At 42.5% G+C, this 23,754-nt stretch carries 23 protein-coding genes and 1 tRNA gene; 14 read left to right on the top strand and 10 right to left on the bottom strand.

The genetic code is table 11. The features are described 5' to 3' along the window. Positions 1-23: 23 nt before the first annotated feature. Complete coding sequence (locus tag ACYTXU_RS06360) at positions 24-3,290, top strand: ligand-binding sensor domain-containing diguanylate cyclase (RefSeq protein WP_462209222.1); 3,267 nt, start codon at positions 24-26, stop codon at positions 3,288-3,290. On the opposite strand, the gene ACYTXU_RS06355 is transcribed toward ACYTXU_RS06360, so the two are convergent. The 3 genes from ACYTXU_RS06355 to ACYTXU_RS06345 all read right to left on the bottom strand — a co-directional run bounded on the left by ACYTXU_RS06355 (position 3,287) and on the right by ACYTXU_RS06345 (position 5,819). Continuing rightward, positions 3,287-4,078 carry a hypothetical protein gene (locus ACYTXU_RS06355; protein ID WP_462209372.1) on the bottom strand — a complete coding sequence of 264 codons (792 nt, stop codon included), beginning with the start codon at positions 4,076-4,078 and terminating at the stop codon, positions 3,287-3,289. The two genes, ACYTXU_RS06360 and ACYTXU_RS06355, sit on opposite strands and share 4 nt — an antisense overlap. Further along, entirely contained in the window at positions 4,078-5,469 is a 1,392-nt protein-coding gene (locus ACYTXU_RS06350; RefSeq protein WP_462209220.1) for an FAD-binding oxidoreductase, read from the bottom strand. Before ACYTXU_RS06350 ends, ACYTXU_RS06355 begins: the two co-directional genes overlap by 1 nt. Before the next feature lie 274 nt (positions 5,470-5,743). Continuing rightward, positions 5,744-5,819 (bottom strand) — tRNA-Val (locus ACYTXU_RS06345). 220 nt (positions 5,820-6,039) lie between these two features. Here ACYTXU_RS06345 and gltX point away from each other — a divergent pair. Further along, positions 6,040-7,458 (top strand): glutamate--tRNA ligase, encoded by a 1,419-nt coding sequence (gene gltX, locus ACYTXU_RS06340; RefSeq protein WP_462209219.1) that lies wholly within the window; start codon positions 6,040-6,042, stop codon positions 7,456-7,458. A 95-nt stretch (positions 7,459-7,553) separates the two neighbouring features. Here the strand turns inward: gltX and ACYTXU_RS06335 are convergent, their stop codons facing one another. Beyond that, positions 7,554-8,135 (bottom strand): hypothetical protein, encoded by a 582-nt coding sequence (locus ACYTXU_RS06335; RefSeq protein WP_462209217.1) that lies wholly within the window; start codon positions 8,133-8,135, stop codon positions 7,554-7,556. A 57-nt stretch (positions 8,136-8,192) separates the two neighbouring features. Further along, positions 8,193-9,011, bottom strand: a complete 819-nt coding sequence (locus ACYTXU_RS06330; RefSeq protein ID WP_462209216.1) for a cyanophycinase — start codon at positions 9,009-9,011, stop codon at positions 8,193-8,195. A gap of 360 nt (positions 9,012-9,371) precedes the next feature. Here ACYTXU_RS06330 and ACYTXU_RS06325 point away from each other — a divergent pair, with 360 nt between their 5' ends. From ACYTXU_RS06325 to ACYTXU_RS06310, 4 genes are all read left to right on the top strand, one after another. Next, positions 9,372-11,318, top strand: coding sequence for a M1 family metallopeptidase (locus ACYTXU_RS06325; RefSeq protein WP_462209214.1), 1,947 nt, complete (start codon positions 9,372-9,374; stop codon positions 11,316-11,318). A 118-nt stretch (positions 11,319-11,436) separates the two neighbouring features. Then, positions 11,437-12,000, top strand: a complete 564-nt coding sequence (msrA, locus tag ACYTXU_RS06320) for a peptide-methionine (S)-S-oxide reductase MsrA (RefSeq protein WP_462209213.1) — start codon at positions 11,437-11,439, stop codon at positions 11,998-12,000. A 17-nt stretch (positions 12,001-12,017) separates the two neighbouring features. Further along, the gene (locus ACYTXU_RS06315) at positions 12,018-12,611 is read left to right on the top strand and encodes a carboxymuconolactone decarboxylase family protein (protein WP_462209211.1); all 594 of its coding nucleotides are present in this window, start codon (positions 12,018-12,020) and stop codon (positions 12,609-12,611) included. Between the two features lie 125 nt (positions 12,612-12,736). Then, positions 12,737-13,069, top strand: coding sequence for a YegP family protein (locus tag ACYTXU_RS06310; protein WP_462209209.1), 333 nt, complete (start codon positions 12,737-12,739; stop codon positions 13,067-13,069). A 93-nt stretch (positions 13,070-13,162) separates the two neighbouring features. Here the strand turns inward: ACYTXU_RS06310 and ACYTXU_RS06305 are convergent, their stop codons facing one another. Further along, a complete protein-coding gene (locus ACYTXU_RS06305) occupies positions 13,163-13,687 on the bottom strand; it encodes a TIGR00645 family protein (protein ID WP_462209208.1) in 525 nt (174 codons plus the stop codon). A 173-nt stretch (positions 13,688-13,860) separates the two neighbouring features. Between ACYTXU_RS06305 and ACYTXU_RS06300 the strand changes: the two genes are divergently transcribed. After that, entirely contained in the window at positions 13,861-14,397 is a 537-nt protein-coding gene (locus tag ACYTXU_RS06300; protein WP_462209206.1) for a SixA phosphatase family protein, read from the top strand. Between the two features lie 56 nt (positions 14,398-14,453). Here the strand turns inward: ACYTXU_RS06300 and ACYTXU_RS06295 are convergent, their stop codons facing one another. After that, positions 14,454-15,032 (bottom strand): hypothetical protein, encoded by a 579-nt coding sequence (locus ACYTXU_RS06295; RefSeq protein WP_462209204.1) that lies wholly within the window; start codon positions 15,030-15,032, stop codon positions 14,454-14,456. Positions 15,033-15,178: 146 nt separating this feature from the next. On the opposite strand from ACYTXU_RS06295, the gene clpS reads away from it, so the two are divergent. Further along, complete coding sequence (gene clpS / locus ACYTXU_RS06290; protein WP_462209202.1) at positions 15,179-15,532, top strand: ATP-dependent Clp protease adapter ClpS; 354 nt, start codon at positions 15,179-15,181, stop codon at positions 15,530-15,532. Between the two features lie 33 nt (positions 15,533-15,565). Continuing rightward, positions 15,566-17,833 carry an ATP-dependent Clp protease ATP-binding subunit ClpA gene (clpA, locus tag ACYTXU_RS06285; protein WP_462209200.1) on the top strand — a complete coding sequence of 756 codons (2,268 nt, stop codon included), beginning with the start codon at positions 15,566-15,568 and terminating at the stop codon, positions 17,831-17,833. 103 nt (positions 17,834-17,936) lie between these two features. On the opposite strand, the gene infA is transcribed toward clpA, so the two are convergent. From infA to aat, 3 genes are all read right to left on the bottom strand, one after another. After that, entirely contained in the window at positions 17,937-18,155 is a 219-nt protein-coding gene (gene infA, locus ACYTXU_RS06280; RefSeq protein WP_012801389.1) for a translation initiation factor IF-1, read from the bottom strand. 176 nt (positions 18,156-18,331) lie between these two features. Next, positions 18,332-19,078, bottom strand: coding sequence for an arginyltransferase (locus tag ACYTXU_RS06275; protein ID WP_462209198.1), 747 nt, complete (start codon positions 19,076-19,078; stop codon positions 18,332-18,334). Positions 19,079-19,100: 22 nt separating this feature from the next. Next, positions 19,101-19,826, bottom strand: coding sequence for a leucyl/phenylalanyl-tRNA--protein transferase (gene aat / locus ACYTXU_RS06270; RefSeq protein ID WP_462209196.1), 726 nt, complete (start codon positions 19,824-19,826; stop codon positions 19,101-19,103). 185 nt (positions 19,827-20,011) lie between these two features. On the opposite strand from aat, the gene ACYTXU_RS06265 reads away from it, so the two are divergent. From ACYTXU_RS06265 to ACYTXU_RS06245, 5 genes are all read left to right on the top strand, one after another. Beyond that, positions 20,012-20,242, top strand: coding sequence for a DUF2798 domain-containing protein (locus ACYTXU_RS06265; protein ID WP_462209194.1), 231 nt, complete (start codon positions 20,012-20,014; stop codon positions 20,240-20,242). Between the two features lie 301 nt (positions 20,243-20,543). Continuing rightward, positions 20,544-21,563, top strand: a complete 1,020-nt coding sequence (locus ACYTXU_RS06260) for a helix-turn-helix transcriptional regulator (protein WP_462209193.1) — start codon at positions 20,544-20,546, stop codon at positions 21,561-21,563. Positions 21,564-21,578: 15 nt separating this feature from the next. Further along, the gene (locus tag ACYTXU_RS06255; protein WP_462209192.1) at positions 21,579-22,142 is read left to right on the top strand and encodes a YqiA/YcfP family alpha/beta fold hydrolase; all 564 of its coding nucleotides are present in this window, start codon (positions 21,579-21,581) and stop codon (positions 22,140-22,142) included. A gap of 68 nt (positions 22,143-22,210) precedes the next feature. Beyond that, positions 22,211-22,684 (top strand): DUF2489 domain-containing protein, encoded by a 474-nt coding sequence (locus ACYTXU_RS06250; RefSeq protein ID WP_462209190.1) that lies wholly within the window; start codon positions 22,211-22,213, stop codon positions 22,682-22,684. 231 nt (positions 22,685-22,915) lie between these two features. Continuing rightward, positions 22,916-23,446, top strand: a complete 531-nt coding sequence (locus ACYTXU_RS06245) for a transposase (protein ID WP_462209189.1) — start codon at positions 22,916-22,918, stop codon at positions 23,444-23,446. Positions 23,447-23,754 lie beyond the last annotated feature (308 nt).

Genomic DNA, 23,754 nt, shown 5'->3' with positions numbered 1-23,754 from the left:
TATGTCTAGTATTTGTTACTGACATGATTGAGGCAAAAAATAATTTACAAAGAATTCGATTCCATACCTACAATATTGAGAATGGGCTGAGCCAAAGTACTGTATTAAGTCTTGCCCAGGATAGTTTGGGTTATACCTGGATCGGTACTCAAGACGGCTTAAATCGTTTTGACGGTGTGCAAAATACAATCTTCCGTCACTCGCCAACCAATTCTGAAACCATAAATTCACCTACCATCAGTAACCTGTTGTTTGATGGTAATAGGACTCTGTGGGTTTTAACGCCCCAGGGTCTTGATAGCATCGATATCCATACCTTAAGAGTTACCCATTGGACCAATTCACTACAGAACTTGTTGGTGGATAGCAATCGCAGTTCAACCGAGCGACAGCTCAAGGAAGTCTGGTCGATTGCTTTAAATCCCGATCAAACATTATCAGTGTTGGGGGCCGATTATTTTGCAATCATTGATATTGAAAATAAGACTGTCAATCATAATCAGCGCTTAACTGATTTTATTGAGGATAAGCAGCTGCAAAAAATGACTGTCATTGGACAGCGTATATATTTTATGCAGAAGAACTGTATTCTTCATGTCGATTTTGCTGGGGCGCAACGAAAAGAATACTGTGCAGAAGAAATAGATAAGTTCGATGCCTTTTTCTCTTTTGAAGAGGACTCGGATCACCTTTATCTCTCTAGAAGCACCGGTTTCTCCAGTTTTGAAATGAATAGTGGTGAATTTAATCATTTTAATATTTATGACTCAAAGACAGACTCATTTGTTGAGGTAGAGTCTTTGTTGCCTGATGATAAAGGATTTTGGCTAGCAACGATTACTGGCCTTAAATATTGGGATGCTAAGTCGCAAGCGGTAGTGCAGGAACATCATGCAAACTTTAGCGACAAGCATTCAATTGCCAGTGATTATACTTTGTCTCTAATGAGAGGCTTTGATGGCTTAATATGGTTAGGAACAGGCTTAGGTGTGAATTATTGGGATTCTCGAGAGCAATTTATACATTTGTTGCAGAAGTCTGAAGTGGCCTCATTTGAGCGAGACAATATTACCACCACATTATTGAAAGATTACCAGGGGCACTTGTGGATTGGGACTGAGTCTTCGGGAATCTATCAATATAATAAAAGTTACACAGAGCTTAATCATTACTCATCACTTCCGACCGAAGAGGGCTTTGTTAATACTGGTTATGTTGCAGATATGTTGGAAGATCGGGATCGCAATCTTTGGTTGTTAACGGGTACTAGTCTCTTCATTAGACCTTATGGAAGTGATAACTTTTTATCTTTTGGCAGTCTTAAAGATAATAATGGCCAAACTGTTAACCTGAAAGATCTTGCTACTATAATCGAAGGTCGGAATGGACACATATGGCTAGGAGGAAAGCAGGGGTTTTTTAAGGTAACTGTTAATAAGTCTCCTGATGGAATTAGACCCCAGAATATCATTATTGAAAACCTTACAGAGCGATTACCTGCCAGCTTTATTCAGTCAAAGTACGGTGTTTACACCATGTATGAAGATTTGCAGGGATACATTTGGTTAGGCGGCTCCAGGGGGCTCGTTCGCTTTAGTCCTCTTACTTTTGACTTGCAATATTATTTAAGTGATCCCAATGATCCGGAAACACTTTCCAGCTCAGATATTAATGTCATTTATGAAGATTTGCTCGGAGTTTTATGGGTAGGGACAGTTACTGGTTTAAATCGCATCCGCTATAACGTTAATGGTGAGGTCTACTTTCAGCGCATTACTGTGAATGATGGATTCATCAATGATTTCATATGCTCCATATTGGCAGATCGTTCAGGCAACTTATGGGTTTCCACGGCTAACGGACTGGTCAAATTCCATCCCGATAAAGGTCGCCCCATAAACTATACTTACTCAGATGGCTTACAGTACAGTGAGTTTTTTGCCAATGCTCAATATGCGGACAGTGAGGGATATTTGTACTTTGGTGGCTTGAATGGCATCAGCTATTTTAAGCCAGAAGAGATCATTATTGATAAAGAGCACCAACCCATAAAAATCACTGAAGTGGTGCAAAATAATGAACGTCAGCCATTATCAGCAAACCAAAATAACTCTCAATTTACTGCCAGCATTGAGTATGGCGACATTACTGATATTAAATTCACCGTTTTTAATTACATTAACGCTAAAAATTTAGAGTTTCGTTATAAAATTGAAGGTCTAAGCAATGACTGGATCAATTTGGGTCATTCACGCTTAATTCGTCTGCATACCATCGAGCGTGAAAATATTAACATTCGGATTCAAGTACGATATGAAGATGGTGATTGGAGCAGTAAAGAGTCTCTATTAAAAATCAACGTTGAGAAGGGATTTTGGCGTAGTACAAAAGGATTTGCTGTGTACTTTATTGCACTATCCTTATTTATTTTAGGAGTGGTTTTTTACATTTATCGTGGCATCAAAAAAGCGTTAAGGTTGAAAGAAAGACAGCTGAAAGAGTCTGAGTCAAAAAGCCAAATGCTGCTTAAAGATAAAAAATCACTGCTTTACCGTGTCGAGGATCTGCAATATTCGTTATCGGAACAACGTTATCAAGTTGAACTTTTGTCATCAAAACTCGAGCAGTCCAGTATGGATGATCAGATTACCGGATTCCGAACACGTAGCTACTTAAAATCCAGCATTCAACAAGAATTAGATTCTATTTTAGCTACCTGGCGCGATAAAGCCGATCTTCAAGGTGTTCACCTTGGCGTCTTTGCAGTTGATATTGATAACTTGGCGACCATTAATCAGCAGTACGGACAGTTGTGCGGGAATGAAGTCATTAAACAACTTGCTGACTGTTTAAGAACGATTTGTTACGGCACCGATACATTGGTTCGTTGGCAAGGAGCAACCTTGGTTATTCTAAGTCGTGGTATCGAGAAGCGGGAACAGATGTTGCTGGCGGAAAAAATCCGTAATATTGTTGCTTCACGGAAGTTTGATTTGGGCAACGGCAGCACAACGGATGTAACCTGTAGCATTGGTTTTACCCATTTTCCTTTTATGGATAATATTGAAAATCCTTTAACTTGGGAGCAAATTATTTACGTGACCGAGAAGGCACTAGCGGTTGCCAAAAAGAATAGCCGCAATGCTTGGATAGGGATCTTCGCCAATCAGTTTACTCGCAGCGCAGAGCTGGATGCAAAATTAGCTTCCGATCTTCCGGCGTTAATTGTTAGCGGACAGTTGGATTATGTTTCATCGATTCCAAAGTCGAAAAAATTGCTTTGGATTTAATGTTGATGAATCAAGTGAAGAACGAACAGTAATATAGAAGCAAGCACCATTCCTAATGCAAAATATCCTTTATGCTTAATCACAAGTCCATGAGAATGATGAGCTTCTGTTGTCGCATGAGAATGATGATGGTTATTAGTAGTTTCTTCATGAATGACTGAGACAGGAACAGAGTGGTCGTGATGATGAATATGTCCGTGATCGTCCACATGAGGACGGTGAATAATAACGTGGAGCAGGGTACCGGAGATAAAGGCCTGAAAGTAATCAATGAGGTTGTTGTGAAGCCCAGTTAATTGTTGCTCGCCAGCGTAGAATCCAATCACAGTAGTTACAAACATAAAGGCAAATACCAGCCAGGTTCTAAAATTCCCCCACTGTGGTTGCACAATCCACCAAATGCTTAAACCAACAACTATACGATGAAGAATAACTGCGTAAGCAAGCATCGGATTGGTATCGTTAGTAACTATTGCTGCACCATCAAGCAGCGAATGGATCATAAGACCGCTGATGCCTAAAAATATTGCCAAACTATGTGCTTTATCTGCGGCTCTTCTAAAACTTACTTCAATCAAGCCAGGACCGAAAAAGCCAAGCAGTACGGCTGGGATAAGTGCGTAGCTAATGTGTTCCCATATGGCTGGCAAGACATCAATCAGTAATAGTCCGCCTACTGAAACTAATACAAAAGCGAACAGGAAGTTATCCAGTCGGCGGTTATAAGGGAATAGACCCACCAGAAAGGGGCCAATCAGTAATGCGACAAGGCTTAGGGCTAATAACATCAATCAATAACCTTACCGGGATTCATAATACCATTAGGGTCAAAAGCATGCTTAATGGCTCTTAAATAGCCCATTTCCAATTCACTTCGTGTATAGCTCAGATAAGGCTTCTTTAGCAGTCCCACGCCGTGTTCTGCCGAAATACTGCCGCCCATTTCTTTCAGTAGGCCGAATATTTTAGGGTTTACTTGCTCACATGCTTGAGTAAAGTCCTCATAGGCCATATCTTCAGGTGCCAGGATATTCAGGTGCAGATTGCCATCGCCGATATGACCAAACCAAATCACTTCAAAGTCGGGATAATCCGTGGCGACAATCTCATTGACGCTCGTTAGAAAACCAGTAATTTTTTCTGGAGTGACAGAAATATCATTTTTATAAGGTTTACGACTGGAAATCGTTTCAGAAATAAACTCGCGATATTTCCAAAGTTCCTCAACCTGCTGTTGGCTTTGACTCATGCTGCCATCAACGATCAGCTCATCAGCCAGACCGCTTTCAAATTTTGCCAATGCCGTATCCATGATCTCTTCGCTACTGGCATCGAACTCTAATAAACAGTAATAAGGCGCTCGTTGCTCAACAGGGCATGCAAGATTATGATGTGCCATAACCTTTGCCAGCGCTTCATCAGAGAAGAATTCAAAGGCGGTCAGATCAACCGCTTTTTGGAATTGTTGCAAAATGGGCATCAAGCTATCAAGGTTCGGAATAGCCAGTAGTAATACGGTTAAGTTTGCAGGCTTTCGGGTTAACTTAAGGGTTGCCTCAGTAACAATACCTAAGCTGCCTTCGCTGCCAATAAACAGGTGTCGAAGGTCATAACCGGTTGCATTTTTAATCAAACCTTTATTTAACTCGAGAACATCACCTTTACCGGTTACAACGGTTAATCCCTGCACCCAATCACGCGTCAAGCCATAACGGATTACTTTAATACCACCAGCATTGGTTGCGATATTGCCACCAATTTGGCTTGAACCGCTGGAGGCAAAATCTACCGGGTAGTAAAGATCATTATCTTCGGCAAATTGCTGAATCTGTTCAGTGATAGCCCCAGCTTGACAGTGCACCTGCTGGCTACCAGCGCTGAATTCAATGATTTTGTTCATCTTATCCAATGCAATGACCAGTTCGCCGTTAGCAGCCACTGCGCCGCCACTCAGGCCAGTTCGTCCACCGGAAGGAACAACCGCTACTTGATTCTGGTTAGCCCATAGAATCAGCTTTTGTACTTGCTCGGTAGTTTTTGGCAAGGCAATTGCTAGCGGAGCAGGCTGCTTTATATTGGTCCAATCTTTACCATAGTGGTCAAGTGACTCTTTATCAGTAAGTAAGCAGTCATCATCAAGTAAGGTTCGTAATTGGGCGATGTAAGTATCTGAAGACATGAGCAATTTACAAAGGTGGTTGAATATGCCAAATAGGCGCATATTGTGCCAGAGCTGGCGACTAAAAGGAATGTGCTAATAATATTGTGACCAAAAAACACGATGAAAAGAAAAAGTTCTGCTAGAAGTTGTAGTGGATATTAAGCTGGTTAAAGGTGACAGGCAAAAAAAAAGCTTCTGAGATTCAGAAGCTTAAAATAATCTTATCAATACATCATACAATACTGTCATCAACGTCAACGTTATCAACATATATCGTAAGGGGGACGGAAGTTGGTGGGTGGTACTGGGCTCGAACCAGTGACCCTCGCCTTGTAAGGGCGATGCTCTCCCAACTGAGCTAACCACCCAATTTCCATCTGTTCGTCAAGAACGGAGCGCATTATAAAGTGGTTATCGGTTAGGTCAACAACTTTTTGAGGAAAAGTCTAAAAAACCATTGTTTTGTTTAACAATTAATCAAGGGTGAGTCGAAAGCGTCAGCAACAAATAGATTAAAGTGGTTTTGTAAAGCAAGGGCACTTGCTAGAATAGCGGCACTTTTACTTCACAACCAACAATTGACTGATTATGACCGTAAAAACTCGTTTTGCTCCAAGCCCAACAGGCTATTTGCACGTAGGTGGCGCTAGAACAGCTCTTTACTGCTGGCTGTATGCTAAAAAACATCAGGGCACCTTTGTATTAAGGATTGAAGATACTGATCGCGAGCGCTCAACTGATGAGTCAGTGCAGGCCATTCTGGATGGAATGGAGTGGTTACATTTGGAACATGACGAAGGGCCTTACTATCAGACCAAGCGTTATGAGCGCTATAAAGAAGTCATTGGTGAAATGCTTGAAAAAGGGCAGGCCTACCGTTGCTATTGCTCAAAAGAGCGCCTCGATGCCTTGCGCGAAGAGCAACAAGCATCTAAGAAAAATATTGGCTATGACGGTCATTGTCGAGATCTAAGTGAAGCGGAGCAGGACTTATCAAAACCCTACGTCATTCGTTTCAAAAACCCAAAAGAGGGTGCGGTGGTATTTGATGATTTGATCAAAGGGAAAATTTCGGTTAATAACAGCGAACTGGATGATTTGATCATTGCCCGTACTGACGGCACTCCAACCTACAACTTTACTGTGGTAGTGGATGATTTGGATATGGAAATCACTCATGTCATTCGTGGTGATGACCATGTTAACAATACACCACGTCAGATTAATATGATTAAAGCGCTTGGATACGATGTTCCTTTATACGCCCATGTTCCTATGATTCTGGGTGATGACGGTAAGCGTTTATCAAAGCGCCATGGCGCAGTGAGCGTTATGCAATATCGTGATGATGGTTACTTACCGCAAGCGCTACTGAACTATTTGGTACGTTTGGGATGGTCGCATGGTGATCAAGAAGTATTCTCCCTGGAAGAAATGATAGAGTACTTCGACTTGTCTGATGTGAATCGCGCACCGTCTGCATTTAACACTGACAAGCTTAATTGGCTGAACCAGCATTACATGAAAGCACTGCCTGCCGAAGAGGTGCTCAAGCATCTGCAGTGGCATCTTGAACAGCAGTCAGTTGATACCAGCAATGGCCCGGATATTAAACTATTAATCCCAGAAATGGCTGAGCGTGTTAAAACGCTTAAAGAGCTGGCATCAGCCGTTCGTTATTTCTATCACGATTTTGAAGAGTTTGATGCTGGAGCGGCCAAGAAGCATTTACGTCCAGTGGCTAAAGAGCCGTTGCAAGTGGTGAAAGCCAAGCTTGAGCAAGCTAATGATTGGAGCGCAGAGTCTTTACACAGTCTGGTCAGCGCCACTGCAGAAGAGCTGGAGATTGGCATGGGTAAAGTTGGAATGCCGCTGCGTGTCGCAGTGACTGGAGCTGGAATGTCGCCAGATTTAGGTATTACACTTGAATGGATTGGTAAAGAACGTGTCATTCAGCGTATTGATATGGCGTTGGCCTTTATCGCTGAGCGAGAAGCGCAAGCCTGATCATTAACTTATCTCAGGATGAACCTAGCTCGGAATTAAAAAAGCCTGCATATTGCAGGCTTTTTTGTATAGGTTAATACTGTTTACTAGCAGGACTATTTCGACTCGATACTTTTAATTGCTGATAAAATTTGTTGAGCATATACCCCTTGCAAATCATCGACACCTGCCGTGATGGTGTACTTCATGCCACCAACATGGAAGTCAGAAGCTATCACTGAACGCCAATGAGAAAGAGGGAATACCTGATAGCACTTTGTAGCAGTTCGACAGGTATATTGAGTGTAACCGCCGACTTTATGATGATCATCCAGAGTTAGATATTGCTGTTCTTTATTAGTTGCCCCGGCACGATACAGTAGAGTAACGTTTTGTAAATCTTTTCGACTTTTAGCATGGTTGAAATTGGAACGTTCAGTAGCATAGCCACTGATAACTATGTGCAGATTATTATTTTTGATAGTGTAGCTGACAAAGCCTTTTGGCATGATTGAGGGTTTGAGATTCCAGTTTGCGGGAACAGTCATATAATTGCTGGCACCAATGTTAACCGATTTTGTGCTGGCGACCGGTTTGCTTGGTGCATCGTCCGTCTGAGCTACTGTTGCAGGTTTACATGCAACAAAGAGCAGTGTTGAAAGTGCAAAAGTTAAAGTTTTGGCAAGATGTTTTGTCATCGATAATCACCCAATTGTCAGTTAAATATAGTACTCAATTTTTGGCGTACAGTTTCGCTAAGCCCAGTGCTCGTCAAACGCATCACGTTCTCCGACACTAAAGCGAGCTCCCTCAGCCAGAATATGCATTTGTAGTCCAAACAGGGAAATCGGATCACCATTTCCCGCTGACCCCATAGACGAATATTGTAAGTTAGAGGGGTCAATTAAAGTAGCTGCGCCACCTCCATAAACCTGTAATTCATCTTTAGGGCTTATAAATAAAGCCGTACCATCGTCAATTCCTACCCCGATGGTAAATGGGTTGTAAGACAAAGCAGTTAATAGCCTGCCAAGCCGTCCTTGTTGTTTAAAGTGGTAATCCACCATAAAGCGGTTAGTTAATCCAAGCCCCGGAGCCATGGTTACACCAGATTGACGTGGAATGCTGGCTTCATCACCACCGGCAATCATGTGTTCGCTCAGTAGTGCAGCGGCACCACACAAGCCAGCGATATGAATACCATCAGCATTTAGCTTGCGAAGCTGTTTCGCTAATGACGTGCCACCTATCAACGTGGAAATCTGTAATGGTCGCTCCCCAATGATGATCACCAAGTCTACTCCGACGAGATGCTGCAGTGTAATTGGACTTGCGGCATCTTGACGATTTCGTACCGTATGAGTTTCACATTTTTCGAAACCATTCTTGTGTAAAATCTGTTCAAGCTCAGTTTCTTGCGGGTCTTCGCTGATATTTAACACTAAAGCATTGGCTTTAGCGGTCAGGCAGATACTGCGCATTTCTTCAGCAACTCGGTCACTGATTGAATTCTGACATCCGCCAATTGGAATGATGTAACCACGTTCAAACTTACCGCTACCTTGTGATGGCATGAGTGAATCCTTTAAAAAGGGTAGTAGGTTATCAGCTCCAACTCGAACAAATGTCTTCGGGTTTTAATTCGCAACTTTAATTGCAAATGAACCTCTTATCTTGGAGCGAGCATAACACTAAATAACACTAAAAAATGTGGCAGAGTTAATGGTAATCAAATCAAGGTGTTTGATTAAAATCATTAACTTATCAGCCAAACTTCATACAGAGACTTGTAACTCGTTGATCTGATAGCCTCGGATAAAATCTACATTAGCACTGCGCTTAAATCAGCGTCAATAGGTCATTCGGGTTTAAACCTTTACAGATAAATTGTTTGTTGCTTAAATGACAGACTTTCAATTTCACGGGTAATTAGAATGAAACTACAACAGACTTTGTTCTGCTCGCTGGCAGTGATTGCCGCGCTAGCAGGATGTCAGCAAGAAACAGAAGAAAACAGTAAGCCTCAAACAGAGCTGATTGCTGCAGAGTCACAGCAAGAACAGGTGGCAAAGGCTGAACCCAGCGCAGTTAAGAAAGCTCATAATCCAATCGATGATCATACTTACGGTAATCTCCATGAAGTAGATTTAAAACACCTTGATTTGAATTTGACTGTCGATTTTGAAGCGAAATCACTGAAAGGATATGTTGACCTAAGCTTTGATCGTTTAAAAGAAGATGTCAGCGAGCTCATTCTGGATACGCGTGACATTGATATTTCTAAAGTTGAACTTAGCCAGAATGATCAATGGATTGCAGGTGAGTTTGATTTAGCTAAAAAAGATGAAGTTATGGGCTCTAAGTTAACGGTAAACCTCAAAGAGGGCGTTAATAAAGTAAGAGTCCATTATGCAACTCAGCCTCAGGCCAGTGGCTTGCAGTGGCTAACTCCTGAGCAGACTGACGGTAAAAAGCATCCGTTTATGTACAGCCAGGCTCAAGCTATCCATGCCCGTAGCTTTGTTCCTGTTCAAGACAGCCCTGCTGTGCGTATTACTTATAATGCTACGATTCGTACTCCCAAAGAGTTATTGGCAGTCATGAGCGCCTTTAATGAGCCAGATACAGAGCTTGATGGCGAGTATCATTTTGAAATGCCACAGGCGATTCCTACCTACCTGATTGCAATTGGTGTGGGTGATCTTAAATTTAAGGCGATGAGTGAGAGAACTGGTGTTTATGCTGAGCCAGCAATGTTAGATTCAGCGGTAGCTGAGTTTGATGACACCGAAGAGATGGTTCAAGTCACTGAAGAGCTTTATGGTCCCTATCGCTGGGGACGTTATGACCTATTAATTTTGCCACCAGCTTTTCCTTATGGCGGCATGGAAAATCCTCGTCTATCATTTATCACGCCTACCGTTATTGCGGGTGATAAAAGCCTTGTTAGTCTGATTGCTCACGAGCTTGCTCATTCATGGTCCGGAAATCTTGTAACCAATGCTAACTGGCATGACTTCTGGCTTAACGAAGGCTTCACCTCCTATGTTGAAAATCGCATTATGGAAGAGCTTTTCGGCCGTGAGCGCGCTTTAATGGAGCAGTCATTGGCTGTACAGGATTTACGTCAGGCGGTTCAGGATTTGCCAAAAGAATATACGGTTTTAAACGTTGATCTGAAGGGTGCCGATCCCGATGATGCTTTCTCAACTGTGCCGTATACTAAAGGTCAAATGTTTTTGGTTTGGCTGGAAGAGAAGTTTGGCCGTGAGGTTTTCGATGCATTCCTGGTTAAATACTTTGACCATTTTGCATTCCAGAGCATTACCACTCAGCAGTTTAAAGCTTATTTAAAAGAAAACCTTTTAGACAAGCATCCGGGGATTGTGTCCGATGAGGAAATCGATACTTGGATTCACGAGCCCATGTTGCCAGAGATGATGCCCAATCCAACATCGGACGCCTTTAAAATTGTTGATCAAAAAACCAGGAAGCTTCTTTCTGGTGAAATCACCTTGGCGCAGCTTGGTACTGAAAAGTGGACAGTTCACGAGTGGTTACACTTCATTAATAATCTGCCGGCAGAGATGTCCCCAGATGACATGATGGCTATGGATGCTCAGTTTAAATTAACTGAATCAACCAACAATGAAATTGCCCATGCATGGTTACTGCTATCAATAAAGGCTGGATATAATGTGGTCTTACCGCGACTTGAGGACTATTTAATTAGTATAGGCCGCCGTAAGCTAATTGTTCCTTTGTACAAGCAGTTGATGGAAACGGAACAAGGTGCCGAATTCGCCAAACGCGTGTACAAGGTTGCACGTCCTGGCTATCATCCATTGGCTCAGGCAACGCTGGATGAAATCGTAAAGTAGTCATTTAGCTATTTAATGATTATAAAGGCTTTCCTCGGAAAGCCTTTTTTGTGCTATGACTTTCGTAACATTTGTAGATGGTGGTAGTCTATGTAGATAAAAGTTATGGGAACACTCTATGAAGCATCATGTGTTTAGTAAGTTAATAACGACTCAGCCAGAAGCAGGGCAACAGATTGCTACTTTTGCTATGGGATGTTTCTGGGGAGTTGAAAAAATGTTCTGGCAACAGTCAGGAGTATTAATGACCAGTGTTGGCTACGCAGGTTCAGACTTTAAAGATCCTACTTATGAGCAAGTCTGTAGTGGGTTGACTGGCCATGCCGAAGCTATACAAATTATTTATGATCCCAGCGTCATTTCATACCAAGAGCTTTTGCAGCTATTTTGGGAAAATCATGATCCCACTCAAGGCATGCGTCAAGGTAACGATAGGGGTAGTCAGTATCGCTCCGTCATTTTTACCCATTCAGAAGAGCAACGAGAGTTAGCATTGAAGAGCAAGAATGAATACCAAAAATTATTAAGTGCAAAAGGTTATCCAGCAATTACTACAGATATTGAACCATTAGAAACCTATTACCTTGCTGAAGATTATCATCAACAGTATCTTTCAAAAAATCCAGGGGGCTATTGTGGACATGGTGGCACTGGAGTCTGTTTCATATCGAATAAATCATAATATTAGAGGAGTTATTGATGGCACATTTAAAGCCACTATCAGCAGATAGTCATCCGGAACTTGCGGACGACTTTAGAATTTTTGAAGAGATTTTGGGGTTTATTCCCAATAGCCTATTAACTATGCAACGTCGCCCTAAAATGGTGCAGGCATTCGGAGTCCTAACTAAGGCGGTAATGGATCCTGATGGAGAAGTGGATTTAGGTTTTAAGCGTTTGATTGCACATTTTGCAAGTCGTGCTGCAGGCTGCCAGTACTGTGAAGCCCACTCATTAATTGCAGCCAATATCCATGGCATATCACAAGAAAAGTTAGATGCTATCTGGGACTATCAGACCTCAGCTTTATATAGCAATGCTGAGCGTGTTGCACTGGATTATGCATTAGCGGCCGGTTCGGTACCCAATGCAGTAGATGATGAACTTATGCAACGGATGAAAGAGCATTGGTCCGATGAACAGATTGTTGAGATTTTGGGAGCTGTTTGTCTGTACGGATTCTTAAACCGCTGGAATGATTCGATGGCGACTGATCTTGAAGATTCACCAAAGCAAATGGGTGAGAGAGTTTTGTCCAAAGGTGGCTGGACTGGTGGTAAGCACACCAGCTAGTGCAATTTTAATGCTAAATTTGCGCACCGGTACTTGCTGTTGTTTAACAAATAGAGGATTATTGTTGCTAGCTGATTCATTCATAAGCAGCTGTGTGATAATCAAATAATTTTCAGGTGGAACTTATGGCAGGTAAATTTGTTATTTCAAAAGGAAAAGATGGGAAGCTATATTTCGTGCTAAAGGCGGGTAACGGTGAAGTTATTTTGCAAAGCCAGGGTTATGGTTCGCAGGTAGCTTGTGTGAACGGTATCGATTCTGTTCGCAAAAACTCGTTAAATGCAGATCGGTTTTCAAAAGAAAAAGCCAAAGACGGTCGTTTTTATTTCACGCTTAATGCCACTAATGGCCAACAAATTGGTAAGAGCCAAATGTATAAGTCTGAAAGTGGGCGTAATAACGGTATAGTTTCAGTAGCTCAAAATGCTCAAGATGCAAAGGTTGAAACAGAAGCCTAGACTTATCCTTAAATGTAAAAAACAAAAGCCCTTGTTTAAGGGCTTTTATTTTTTAATGAGTGTTACTTAAAGAGCATCACTTAAAGAGTATTACTAATGACTATTTTCAGATTGTGTTGTCAGATAGTCCATAACCGCAAATAGCAATCCTGATATGACAAAGGTTCCATGTATCAGGAGCTTCCACATAACTACGTCGGTTTCTATTGCTTCAGGCATCTTATCCAGCTGCATATAAGTTCTCAGCAAGTCGATACCAGAAATGGCTACGATTGAGCTAATCAGCTTCACTTTCAATGTGGAAAACCCAACTTTCCCCATCCATCCGGGCCTATCTTCATGATCAGCAACATCAATTTTGGAAACGAAACTCTCATAACCACTGAAAATTATGATAATCAGCAAATTAGCCAATAAGGTCATGTCGACTAGCGCTAAAATACCGAGAATAGTGGCAATTTCCCCAAACTCTCCAAAGTGAGTAATCAAGTGCCATAATTCTTTGCTGAAGCTGCCTAGAAGAATAAATATAGAGATTATCAGTCCAACAAAAAATGGCGCTAATACCCAGCGGCTACTGAATAGAGCTGCTTCAAAACGTCTTTCTATATTTTTCATTGTTACCCTTATTGTTTTACTGTGAATTGTTTTGTGCCCATTCTAATAGAATCTACAGGAGTCTGCACAATAAAATAGATCCAGGTTTCATCTAGCTGCAGAAATTCTGTCATTAAGCTGTTATCTGGCGCTATGATAATGCTTAGCAAGCAAGCATAACGGATTAAGATACTATGAGCCAAACTCAAGCAGATTGTGAAAGTGAGGAGAACTCTGGGAAAAAGCTTTATATTTTTCGGCATGGAAAATCTGACTGGGAAGCAAGCTTTTCAAGCGATCATGAGCGACCTCTAGCCGAACGAGGAAAATATGCTGCTGAACAAATGGGAAAACATTTAGTCCGTATCAGGCAAGTTCCAGAGTTGGTTTTATGTTCAACATCAATCCGCACTAAGCAAACGTTAGCGCTCGCCAAAGAGAAGGGCGGCTGGATATGTGATATCAAGTATTATAGGGAGCTGTATTTAGCCAGTGCTGAGGAAGCGTTGGAGATTATTCAAAAGCAGGATGACACTGTAGAGAAATTAATGATCGTATCTCATGAGCCTATGTGCTCAATATTAATTGGTGAACTGGTTAAGGGGGCTAACGTTAAGTTTCCAACAGCATCGCTTGCCAGAATATCCCTGAAAATAAACCATTGGAAAAACGTGAAGATAAATCAAGGGCATTTAGATTGGTTATTGACGCCTAAGGCACTGTTTAAATAACAAAGTTCTAAAAAGAAAAAGGCGACCGAAGCCGCCTTTCATAATTCAATCCGACTTTAAAAATACCAGTTAAAAAATGCACCAATATTGTTGCCGTCAAAGGTTTCGCCGGTTGGATCATAATCATAGTCGATATGAGTATAACGAACACCCCAGGCCCAGGTGTCATGGTTATTTTCATACTCTAGGACTAATCCAAGTGCATTTTCAAATTCTGCAGTACCGTATAAGCCTGGCAGGTCAATATCCAGCTCAGGGTTCAACTCGTAGGTAAAACCAGCACCAAATAGATGCCCATTATTATTGAGAGAGGCAATCATGGTTAGAGGCGTACGTGAAAAGGTTGCATTTCCATTAGAGGCAACAACGCCACCACTTTTATAGCCAATAGTGCTTTTCAGAGCCCAATCCTGAAAGTCTGCTCTAAAGCCGAAGTCTATCCAAAAGCCTTCGCCAGCTTTAACTTCGTCGCTGGAACCGTCGGTGAAGTTAATGTCGTCAATCAGAGTTTCCCCACCAAATGAGAGGCCACCGCCAAGAATGCCTGATATCTCAGCTTCTTCGGCATGTACGGTAGTGTTTAGTGTCAAGCTTGCAGTTAATAATGCGGCTAAGCCCAATTTGTAAATTGTCATTTTTGTTTCCTAATAGTTGTAAAAAAAGCCTAGCTAATTATAGACTGTATATATCTGAATAGAAACTTAATGCAAAGCTTGAACTTGCTTACCTATGGCCCCATTTATGCCATAATGATAGAGACATTTAGCGAAACGAAGTTGCTATGAGTAACGACCAAAATCACAATCAGAACCACGATCACGAACAGGAGCATGAGCACGGCCTCGCAGTCGCCGATGCCAAACCTAAGCTCAAACAACCACCTATGTATAAGGTGTTGATTCTTAATGATGATTACACCCCGATGGATTTTGTGGTTGATGTGCTGCGTAAGTTTTTTACGATGGACACCGAACAGGCAACCCGTGTTATGTTGCAGGTTCATCACGAAGGGCAGGGTGTGTGTGGAACTTTTACGCCTGATATTGCTGAAACTAAGGTAGTTCAGGTTAATGAGTTTGCTCGCGCAAATCAGCACCCTTTGTTATGTGTTATGGAGCCGGAAGACGGTGAATAACTCAATCAAGCGTTACAAAAGGTAGGTGGTATTATGCTCGATAAAGCACTTGAACAATCATTAAACCATGCGTTTCACGATGCTCGTGAAAAACGTCATGAATTTATTACCATCGAGCACCTGATGCTGGCCCTGTTAGATAATAAGGATGCCCTGGAAGTCTTACGTGCATGCGGTGCTGACGTAGGGGTTCTAAAATCCGATCTTGAAAAGTTCGTTAATCAGACCACGCCTCAATTCTCCGATGAAGATGACGAGTTTGAAATTTCGCCAACGATAGGATTCCAACGAGTCTTGCAGCGTGCGGTATTTCATGTTCAGTCATCAGGTCGTGAGGCAGTGAGTGGCGCTAATGTACTGGTTGCGATGTTTAGCGAGCCTGAGTCGCAAGCTGTATTCTTATTATCGAAACAAGATATTTCTCGTCTTGATGTGGTTAACTACATTTCTCATGGTATTGGCTCTGAAGAGGATGAGGATTTTCCTGAGCTGGAACATGAAGAGGGTGAGCAAGAGCCACAAGAACCGCGACCACTCGATCAATATGCCGTTAATCTCAATAAATTAGCAGAGCAGGGAAAGATTGATCCCTTGATTGGTCGTGCAAATGAGATTGAGCGGGTAGTGCAGGTTTTATGCCGCCGCCGCAAAAACAACCCTCTGTTGGTTGGTGAAGCTGGTGTTGGTAAAACCGCCATCGCAGAAGGACTGGCCAAGCGCATTATTGATGGTGATGTACCTGAAGTGATTAAGGACGCTGTAGTTTATGCCTTAGATCTAGGTGTTCTTTTGGCTGGCACTAAATACCGAGGTGACTTTGAAAAACGCCTCAAAGCGGTGCTCGCGCAGCTTAAAAAAGAAACTCATGCCATACTATTCATCGATGAAATTCATACCATCATTGGTGCTGGTGCCGCTTCTGGGGGCACTATGGATGCATCCAACCTGATTAAACCAGTGTTGGCCAATGGTGAGCTCCGCTGTCTGGGCTCAACAACATTTCAGGAGTACCGCGGAATTTTTGAGAAAGATCACGCTTTAGCGCGTCGTTTCCAAAAAATTGATATTAATGAACCAACGGTACAAGACACTATCGGTATCTTAGAAGGCCTAAAAGATCGTTATGAGAAACACCATGGTGTGAGTTATTCAAAGCAAGCCATTCAAGCTGCGGCAGAGCTATCCGCCAAATACATCAATGATCGTCAATTACCAGATAAGGCAATTGATGTGATCGATGAAGCCGGTGCGCGCCAGCGTATCCTGCCGGAAGATCAGCGTAAGAAAACCATCACACCTCACGAGATAGAGCAGGTTATTGCCAAAATTGCCCGAATTCCTGAGAAAACGGTGTCTTCTTCTGATAAAAAACTACTGCAAAACCTTGAGCGAAATCTCAAGATGGTTGTTTTTGGTCAAGATCCAGCAATTGAGACTCTTGCAGAGTCGATCAAGTTATCCCGAGCAGGATTAGGCCAGGAAAACAAACCGGTGGGCTCATTCTTGTTTGCAGGCCCGACAGGGGTGGGTAAAACAGAGGTTACTAAACAGTTAGCTCGATTGATGGGTGTTGAACTGATCCGCTTTGATATGTCGGAATACATGGAGCGTCATACTGTCTCGCGTCTGATTGGCGCGCCTCCTGGTTATGTAGGTTATGATCAGGGTGGCTTATTGACGGAAGCGGTTAACAAAAATCCGCATGCTGTAGTGTTACTGGATGAGATTGAGAAGGCGCATCCCGATGTGTTCAATCTGCTATTACAGGTCATGGACCACGGCACCTTAACCGATAATAACGGGCGCAAAGCCGACTTCCGAAATATTGTGCTAGTAATGACCAGTAACGCGGGAGCGCAGGAAATCATAAAAGGTAATATTGGTTTTAAAGAACAGGATCGCTCACGCAACAACGAAGAAGCTATTAACCGTACTTTCTCACCAGAGTTTAGAAACCGTCTCGATGCGATAGTCTGGTTCAATTCGTTACCACAAAAAGTCATTATGTCGATTGTCGATAAGTTCTTAACCGAAGTTCAAGGTCAGCTTGATGATAAGCAAGTCAACTTGCATGTGGATGATGCAGCTCGAGAGTGGTTCACGAAGCACGGCTATGATGAGAACATGGGCGCACGTCCAATGGCTCGTCTTATCAGTGATAAGGTTCGCCGTCCATTAGCCAATGAAATCTTGTTTGGTAAGTTAATGCAGGGCGGAGATGTCTATGTCAGTTTGAAAAATGATGAGCTGGATATTCGTATTGAGCCACACATGGAAAAACTACCGCAGGGAACTTCCTGATTTCCTGACCCGCAGTTATAAAGGGGGCGGCTCTCACCCTGACTTAATATTTTAGAAAACAAAAAAGGCGCTTTTAGCGCCTTTTTTATCTAATGCTTCCAAATTAACGGGCACGGAAAGTGATGCGACCCTTGGATAAGTCATAAGGGCTGATTTCAACAGTAACAGTGTCACCGGTTAAAATGCGGATGTAGTTTTTGCGCATCTTACCTGAAATATGTGCAGTGACAATATGACCATTTTCGAGCTCTACTCGAAACATAGTATTCGGCAAGGTTTCTAACACTTTACCTTCTAATTCAATTACGTCTTCTTTCGCCATGTTAAGCCCGTTTCTCCTCTTTGACTTTCAACAGAATGTTCAAAAATTGCGCGCGTATGATGCACTATTTAGATAATAATCGCAAAGATTTTGTGTGATTAAGCAAGATTTAGCCGTATTTTTGAGCAATTGAACGGCTCTGGCGTCATTTGCATAAGATAGTCCTTGAAGTGACGTTAGCTGATGTCTGAGCTTGGTATGGTTTCTGACAGGAGTTTCCAGCGATTGTTGTGGAGAACTTCTGCTGGTTTGTAGGAGCTTTTGTAACTCATTTTATGGCAGTCTTGGATATAGTAACCAAGGTAGGCATAGGGTAGATTGAGCTTGCGAGTTAAGGCGATAGTTTTTAGTACCAGGAATACCCCAAGACTTTTATGCGGTGTATTGGGATCGAAAAATGAATAGACAGCTGATAAACCATCATCTAATAAATCCAGACACATGATGGCCACCGTCTGGTCACCATCTTTGATTCGGATCTGAGCGGATTTGCACCAGTCTGAAAATAAAAAGTCTGCATATTGGTTGTATGAAGGCGGGTACATATCTCCATCTTTATGTCTTTCAGTGACATAAAGCTCATAAAGCTCATAATCTTCATGGTCAGGCTTTGCCGGTTCAAAGTGAACACTCAAGTTCTTATTAGCTTTTAAAATTCTCTTTTGGCTTCGGCTTGGTTTAAATTGCTCTGCGAGCACTCTGAAAGGCTGGCATGCCGAGCAATGGGGACACTTGGGACGATATACATGATTACCGCTACGACGGAAGCCAAGGCGGCTGAGCTCTGAATAGAGAGTGTTATTCATGGGAAGTGACGGATCAGCGAACAGGGAAACCGCTGTCTGATTGTCCAGATAGCCACAAGCGTGCTCTGGCCCTGCATAGAGCTTAATATGTTGAGTGCTTTTTTCTTTGTTACTCATAACAAGAACCGCGCATATTTAGCTAGTCTTTCCATTCCTTCAATATCTTACTTTGCCATAGATTCGGGGGCTGTTGCCAGTTAATTTCTTGCTTTAGATGCCACAAAAACTCATCACGAGCCATATCTCGTGCGCCCATTCGATACAAATGGGGATTGCCAACCTGGGCATCAATCATTAAAAAACCAGCTTGTTTTAAGAAGTGTGCCAAATAGACCAAGGCTATCCTGGAGGTGCTCGGGCGACGGCTGAACATGGACTCACCAAAGAAAAACCGACCAATACTGACACCGTACATGCCTCCGACCAGAACTTCCTCATCGCCTGTATTTTCCCAGACTTCGATAGAATGCGCTAATCCTGCCTGGTGGAGTTGGACATAGGCTTGTTGCATTTCAGGTAAAATCCAGGTTTCAGGTTGGTCAGCTCTTGGTGCAGCACATTGCTGCATGACTTGAGGAAAAGCCCGGTTGATGGTTATTGTGTAGTGCTCTTTTTTAAGCTCGCGCTTCAGCGAACGCGACACATGAATCTCATCCAGCATGAACACGCAACGCGGATCGGGTGACCACCACAAAATAGGTTCATCCTCACAAAACCAAGGAAATATGCCATTGCGATAGGCTTCGCTAAGCCTTGGAACTGATAAGTCGCCACCGACTGCCAGTAAGCCATTTGGCTCATCCTGAGCCAATCTGGCATCAGGAAATAGAGGCGTTTCATCGAGAAGAAATATGCTATTAGCCATAGAGAGTTCTGTGATTCTTAACTTTCTTGAAAGTAACAATTTTAAGAGGTGTTGGCGAGTTCTTTATGGATATGCTGAATTAACCGCTCATAGTAAAACCTAATAGCCTTTATGCATTAAGCTAATTGCACCCTATACAGTAGAGCTATATCATCCACGTGAAATGAGCACCGTCGGGATACTCCATGATCAACCCAAAACACCATCGCATCGTCTTTTCATTCTTCATGTCACTACTAATGTCATGCATCATGTCATTTATCATCAGCGTCTTTAACGTCGGTTTAGTGAGCAATATCGTCACCATCTGGTTGAAAGCCTGGGCCTTCGCCTCCGTTGTTGCTTTCCCAGCGATTTTCGTGGTATCGCCACTGGTTCATAAATTAGTCAGCATGGTTCTAAAAGAGTCGGAATAAAACAATCTAGGGTAGGGACAACTCACGAGTTGTTCTTGTTTGGGTAGGGGCAGACCTGCGTGTCTGCCCAATTAATCATCTGTAACAAATAAAAAAGCCCTCAGGTTCATCCCTAAACACTGATGGCTTTTACCCTGTGACGAAAAGTGGAAGTGTCAAAAGGGGGCGAGAAAACAGACCGCAAAACTATTTATCGCGGACCATGGCTAAAATACTTCACAGCCTGTCTCCTCAGACTTGATATTAGCTCTGCAGTGCGTCATATTGCGTCGTAATTGCTCAATGATATAAAAGGAAGCACATGGCAGCTAAAGAACTCAGCCAAATCGAACGACAGCTTGCGATTCTCAGGCGTATTCCGACTGAACCACAAAAGGTCACTGTTAATGACCTGATTGAATATCTTGAGTCGAGTCATAATCTTGGCAACCTAAGCAAACGTAGTATCCAGCGCGATATGGCCATGCTTGAGCGTGTGTTTGGTGTGCATGTCAAAACCGTGGGCCGCGAAAATTATTATTACTTTCCTCAGGGTTCACACATCTCACTTAAGAAGATGGGACCGGATCTGGCACTTGGTTTTCTTTTGATGGAAAAATATACCCATAGCTTATTGCCTGAAGCCAGTCTTGATGCGCTTGCACCATACTTCAAAGAAGCCAAGCTAGCGCTTAAGAATGAAAAATATAAATATGCGGATTGGGAAAAGCGAGTTGCCATCTATCCGAAGGTTTATCCATTAGAACCTGCAAAATTTAACGCCAATCATCTGCTTGATATCTATAAGGCACTGCTGCTGAATAAACAATTCAAAATGAACTACACCAAAAAGGGCGGCGAAACCAAAGACTATATTGTCAGCGCGCAAGGCGTAGTGCAGCAGGAACAGGTGAGCTATCTGATTGCAACTTATGATGGGCAAAAAGCAGAGGGACTCATTCAGTTTGCTATCCACCGTATAAACGATATAGAGATTCTCGATAGTCAGCCTAAACGAGTGGCCGGTTTTGACATTAGGCAATATTTGGAGCAGGGCGGTCTTGATATTAGTCTGTATCCAGAGCAAAGCCTTGAACTTGTTTTCAGCAAACCAACAGCGCAGCACCTGAGTGAAACACCCTTAGCAAAAGATCAGCAATTGACAGAGCTACAAGACGGCAGAGTGCGTGTTATTGCAACGATCAATGTTACCCAATCTATCAAATGGTGGTTACTTGGCTTTGGCGATCAAGTAGAAGTTATACAACCAAAAGCTTTCCGCGATGACATGAAAAAGACAGTGCAGGGCATGATGGACCTGTACGGCAGAAACCCTAAATAGAGCACAAGGCAAATAATGAACATCTGGTATTTACACGGCTTTCGAAGTTCAGCCAAAAGCCCTAAAGTCAAAGCGATGCAACAAGCTTTCCCTAACTGCCATGTTCAGGGTATTAACTACACGCCACACTCGCCAGTCGTGGCAGAAGAAATTCTTATCAATGAGTACGAAAAACTGATTGGTAAAGATGATGAGCTCATTGTCGTAGGAACCTCGCTCGGCGGCTTCTGGGCCAGATGGCTGGCATCAGAACTTCCCGTTAATTCCTTAATGATTAACCCTTCGCTAGACCCAGACAAAACACTCGAAACAGGAGAGTTTAAAGTCTTTGGCGAATTTGATGAAAGCATCAAAGTCACCACAAAAGATCTGCAAGACTTTAATCACTATAGAGTCACCAGCGAACCTTATGGTCAATGTGAGGTAGCCCTTGCCATGGATGACGAAGTGCTGGACTCAGAAAAAACTGCCAAAGAACTGGAAGGCATCTACCCAATACATACATTCGACACTGGAACTCATCGCTTCACCGAGTTCGAACGAGTGTTTCCGATCATTGAAAAGATGATCCGCAAATAAGGTTTGAACTTTGGGAATTCTAATGATATCCAGTACAATGCAATCATCTTTTAAGAAGCCTTAATTTTATGACTGCTTTTTACATCATCGCAGGGTTGATAACTCTGGGTCTTGCCAGTTATGCAGCAGTTCTGCTGTTTAAACTTAATAAGCAAAAGAAGACCATGCAGCAATCAGCGGCGGCTCAAGCTGAAAAGCATGATGCTCAAATGAAGTCGGTTATTGAAAGCATCACCTCCATCGCAAAAGCCATGCAGCATGAGCAATGCCCGACAATCGAAGGTTGTATTCGTTTAAAGGTATTAATTGATCAACTGCGACTTGAAGATGAGCTACGTGATAACTTCACCGTGTTTTATACCATTTATGATAAAACCGCCCATATCCCTACGCATCAAGGCTGGAAAGATTTAAAAACCAAAGAAAAGATGACTCATACCAAGCTAATGATGGATCTGGAAGCAGAGCATCAATCGGATATTAGCGAAGCTGTGGATAGAGTTATTGTGCATTTTCAGGCTATGGAGCAGAAAGTTTCTTAGAAGGAGCTCGGGCGACCGCAGGTCGCCCCTACAATTGGATTCGAGGTAGAAGGATAGTCGCAGGGATGACCTGCGGCTGCCCAACGTGAAATAGAGTTTGTTGATCAGATTGCTCGGTTTCGACCGTTGTTTGTTTAAGCCTTAAAAAGGTGAGCGCCTGAAAGGCAATATAAAGAATAAATATATGTGTAGGGGCGACCTGCGGTCGCCCGAATTAACAAGGAAGTTAATATGGAATTTACATCATGTAATAAACGTCGTTCTATTCGATTATCTCATTTTGATTATTCTCAGGCAGGTGCCTACTTCATAACACTCTGTGCACATGAGCGCCGATGTCTGTTTGGAAATATTGTTAATCATCAAGTCAAATTAAACCATCTGGGAAAAATTATTGCGGACGAATGGGAAAAGACTGGTTTGATAAGAAAGCAAGTCGAGCTGGATTCTTGGGTCATAATGCCTAATCATTTTCATGCAATCTTATTTATTAATTGGAATGATCAGGTGAACCAGGGTTTTAATAATAATCAAATCCCCGCAATAGGTCCTAAAACAAAATCATTAGGTGCGATAGTTGGCGGATTTAAAGCTGCTGTAACTAGGCGCAATAATTTACGTTTATCAGATAATAATCAAAAGGTTTGGCAGCGTAATTATTGGGATCGAGTCATTCGTAATGAGGAAGAGTTGAGTCAGATACGGGAATATATCCAAAATAATCCATTGAAGTGGGAGTTGGATAAGCTTTATGTGAAATAAATAAATCTCCGTAGCGCTGCTATATTAGGGCGACCGCAGGTCGCCCCTACAATTGGGTTCGAGATAGAAAGATAGTTGTAGGGGCGACCTGCGGCTGCCTAATGTGAAATAGAGTTTGTTGATTAGATTGCTCGGTTTCGACCGTTGTTTGTTTAAGCCTTAAAAAGGTGAGCGCCTGAAAGGCAATATAAAGAATAAATATATGTGTAGGGGCGACCTGCGGTCGCCCGAATGATAGGCGGAATTTGTTCAATTGTTTCAGTGATGAGATTTGGTATTGCTCAGGCCGAGTGCAACTAGGTCCTACG

Source organism: Kangiella sp. M94, from assembly GCF_054926195.1.
This window is presented reverse-complemented; position numbering and strand designations above follow the sequence as displayed.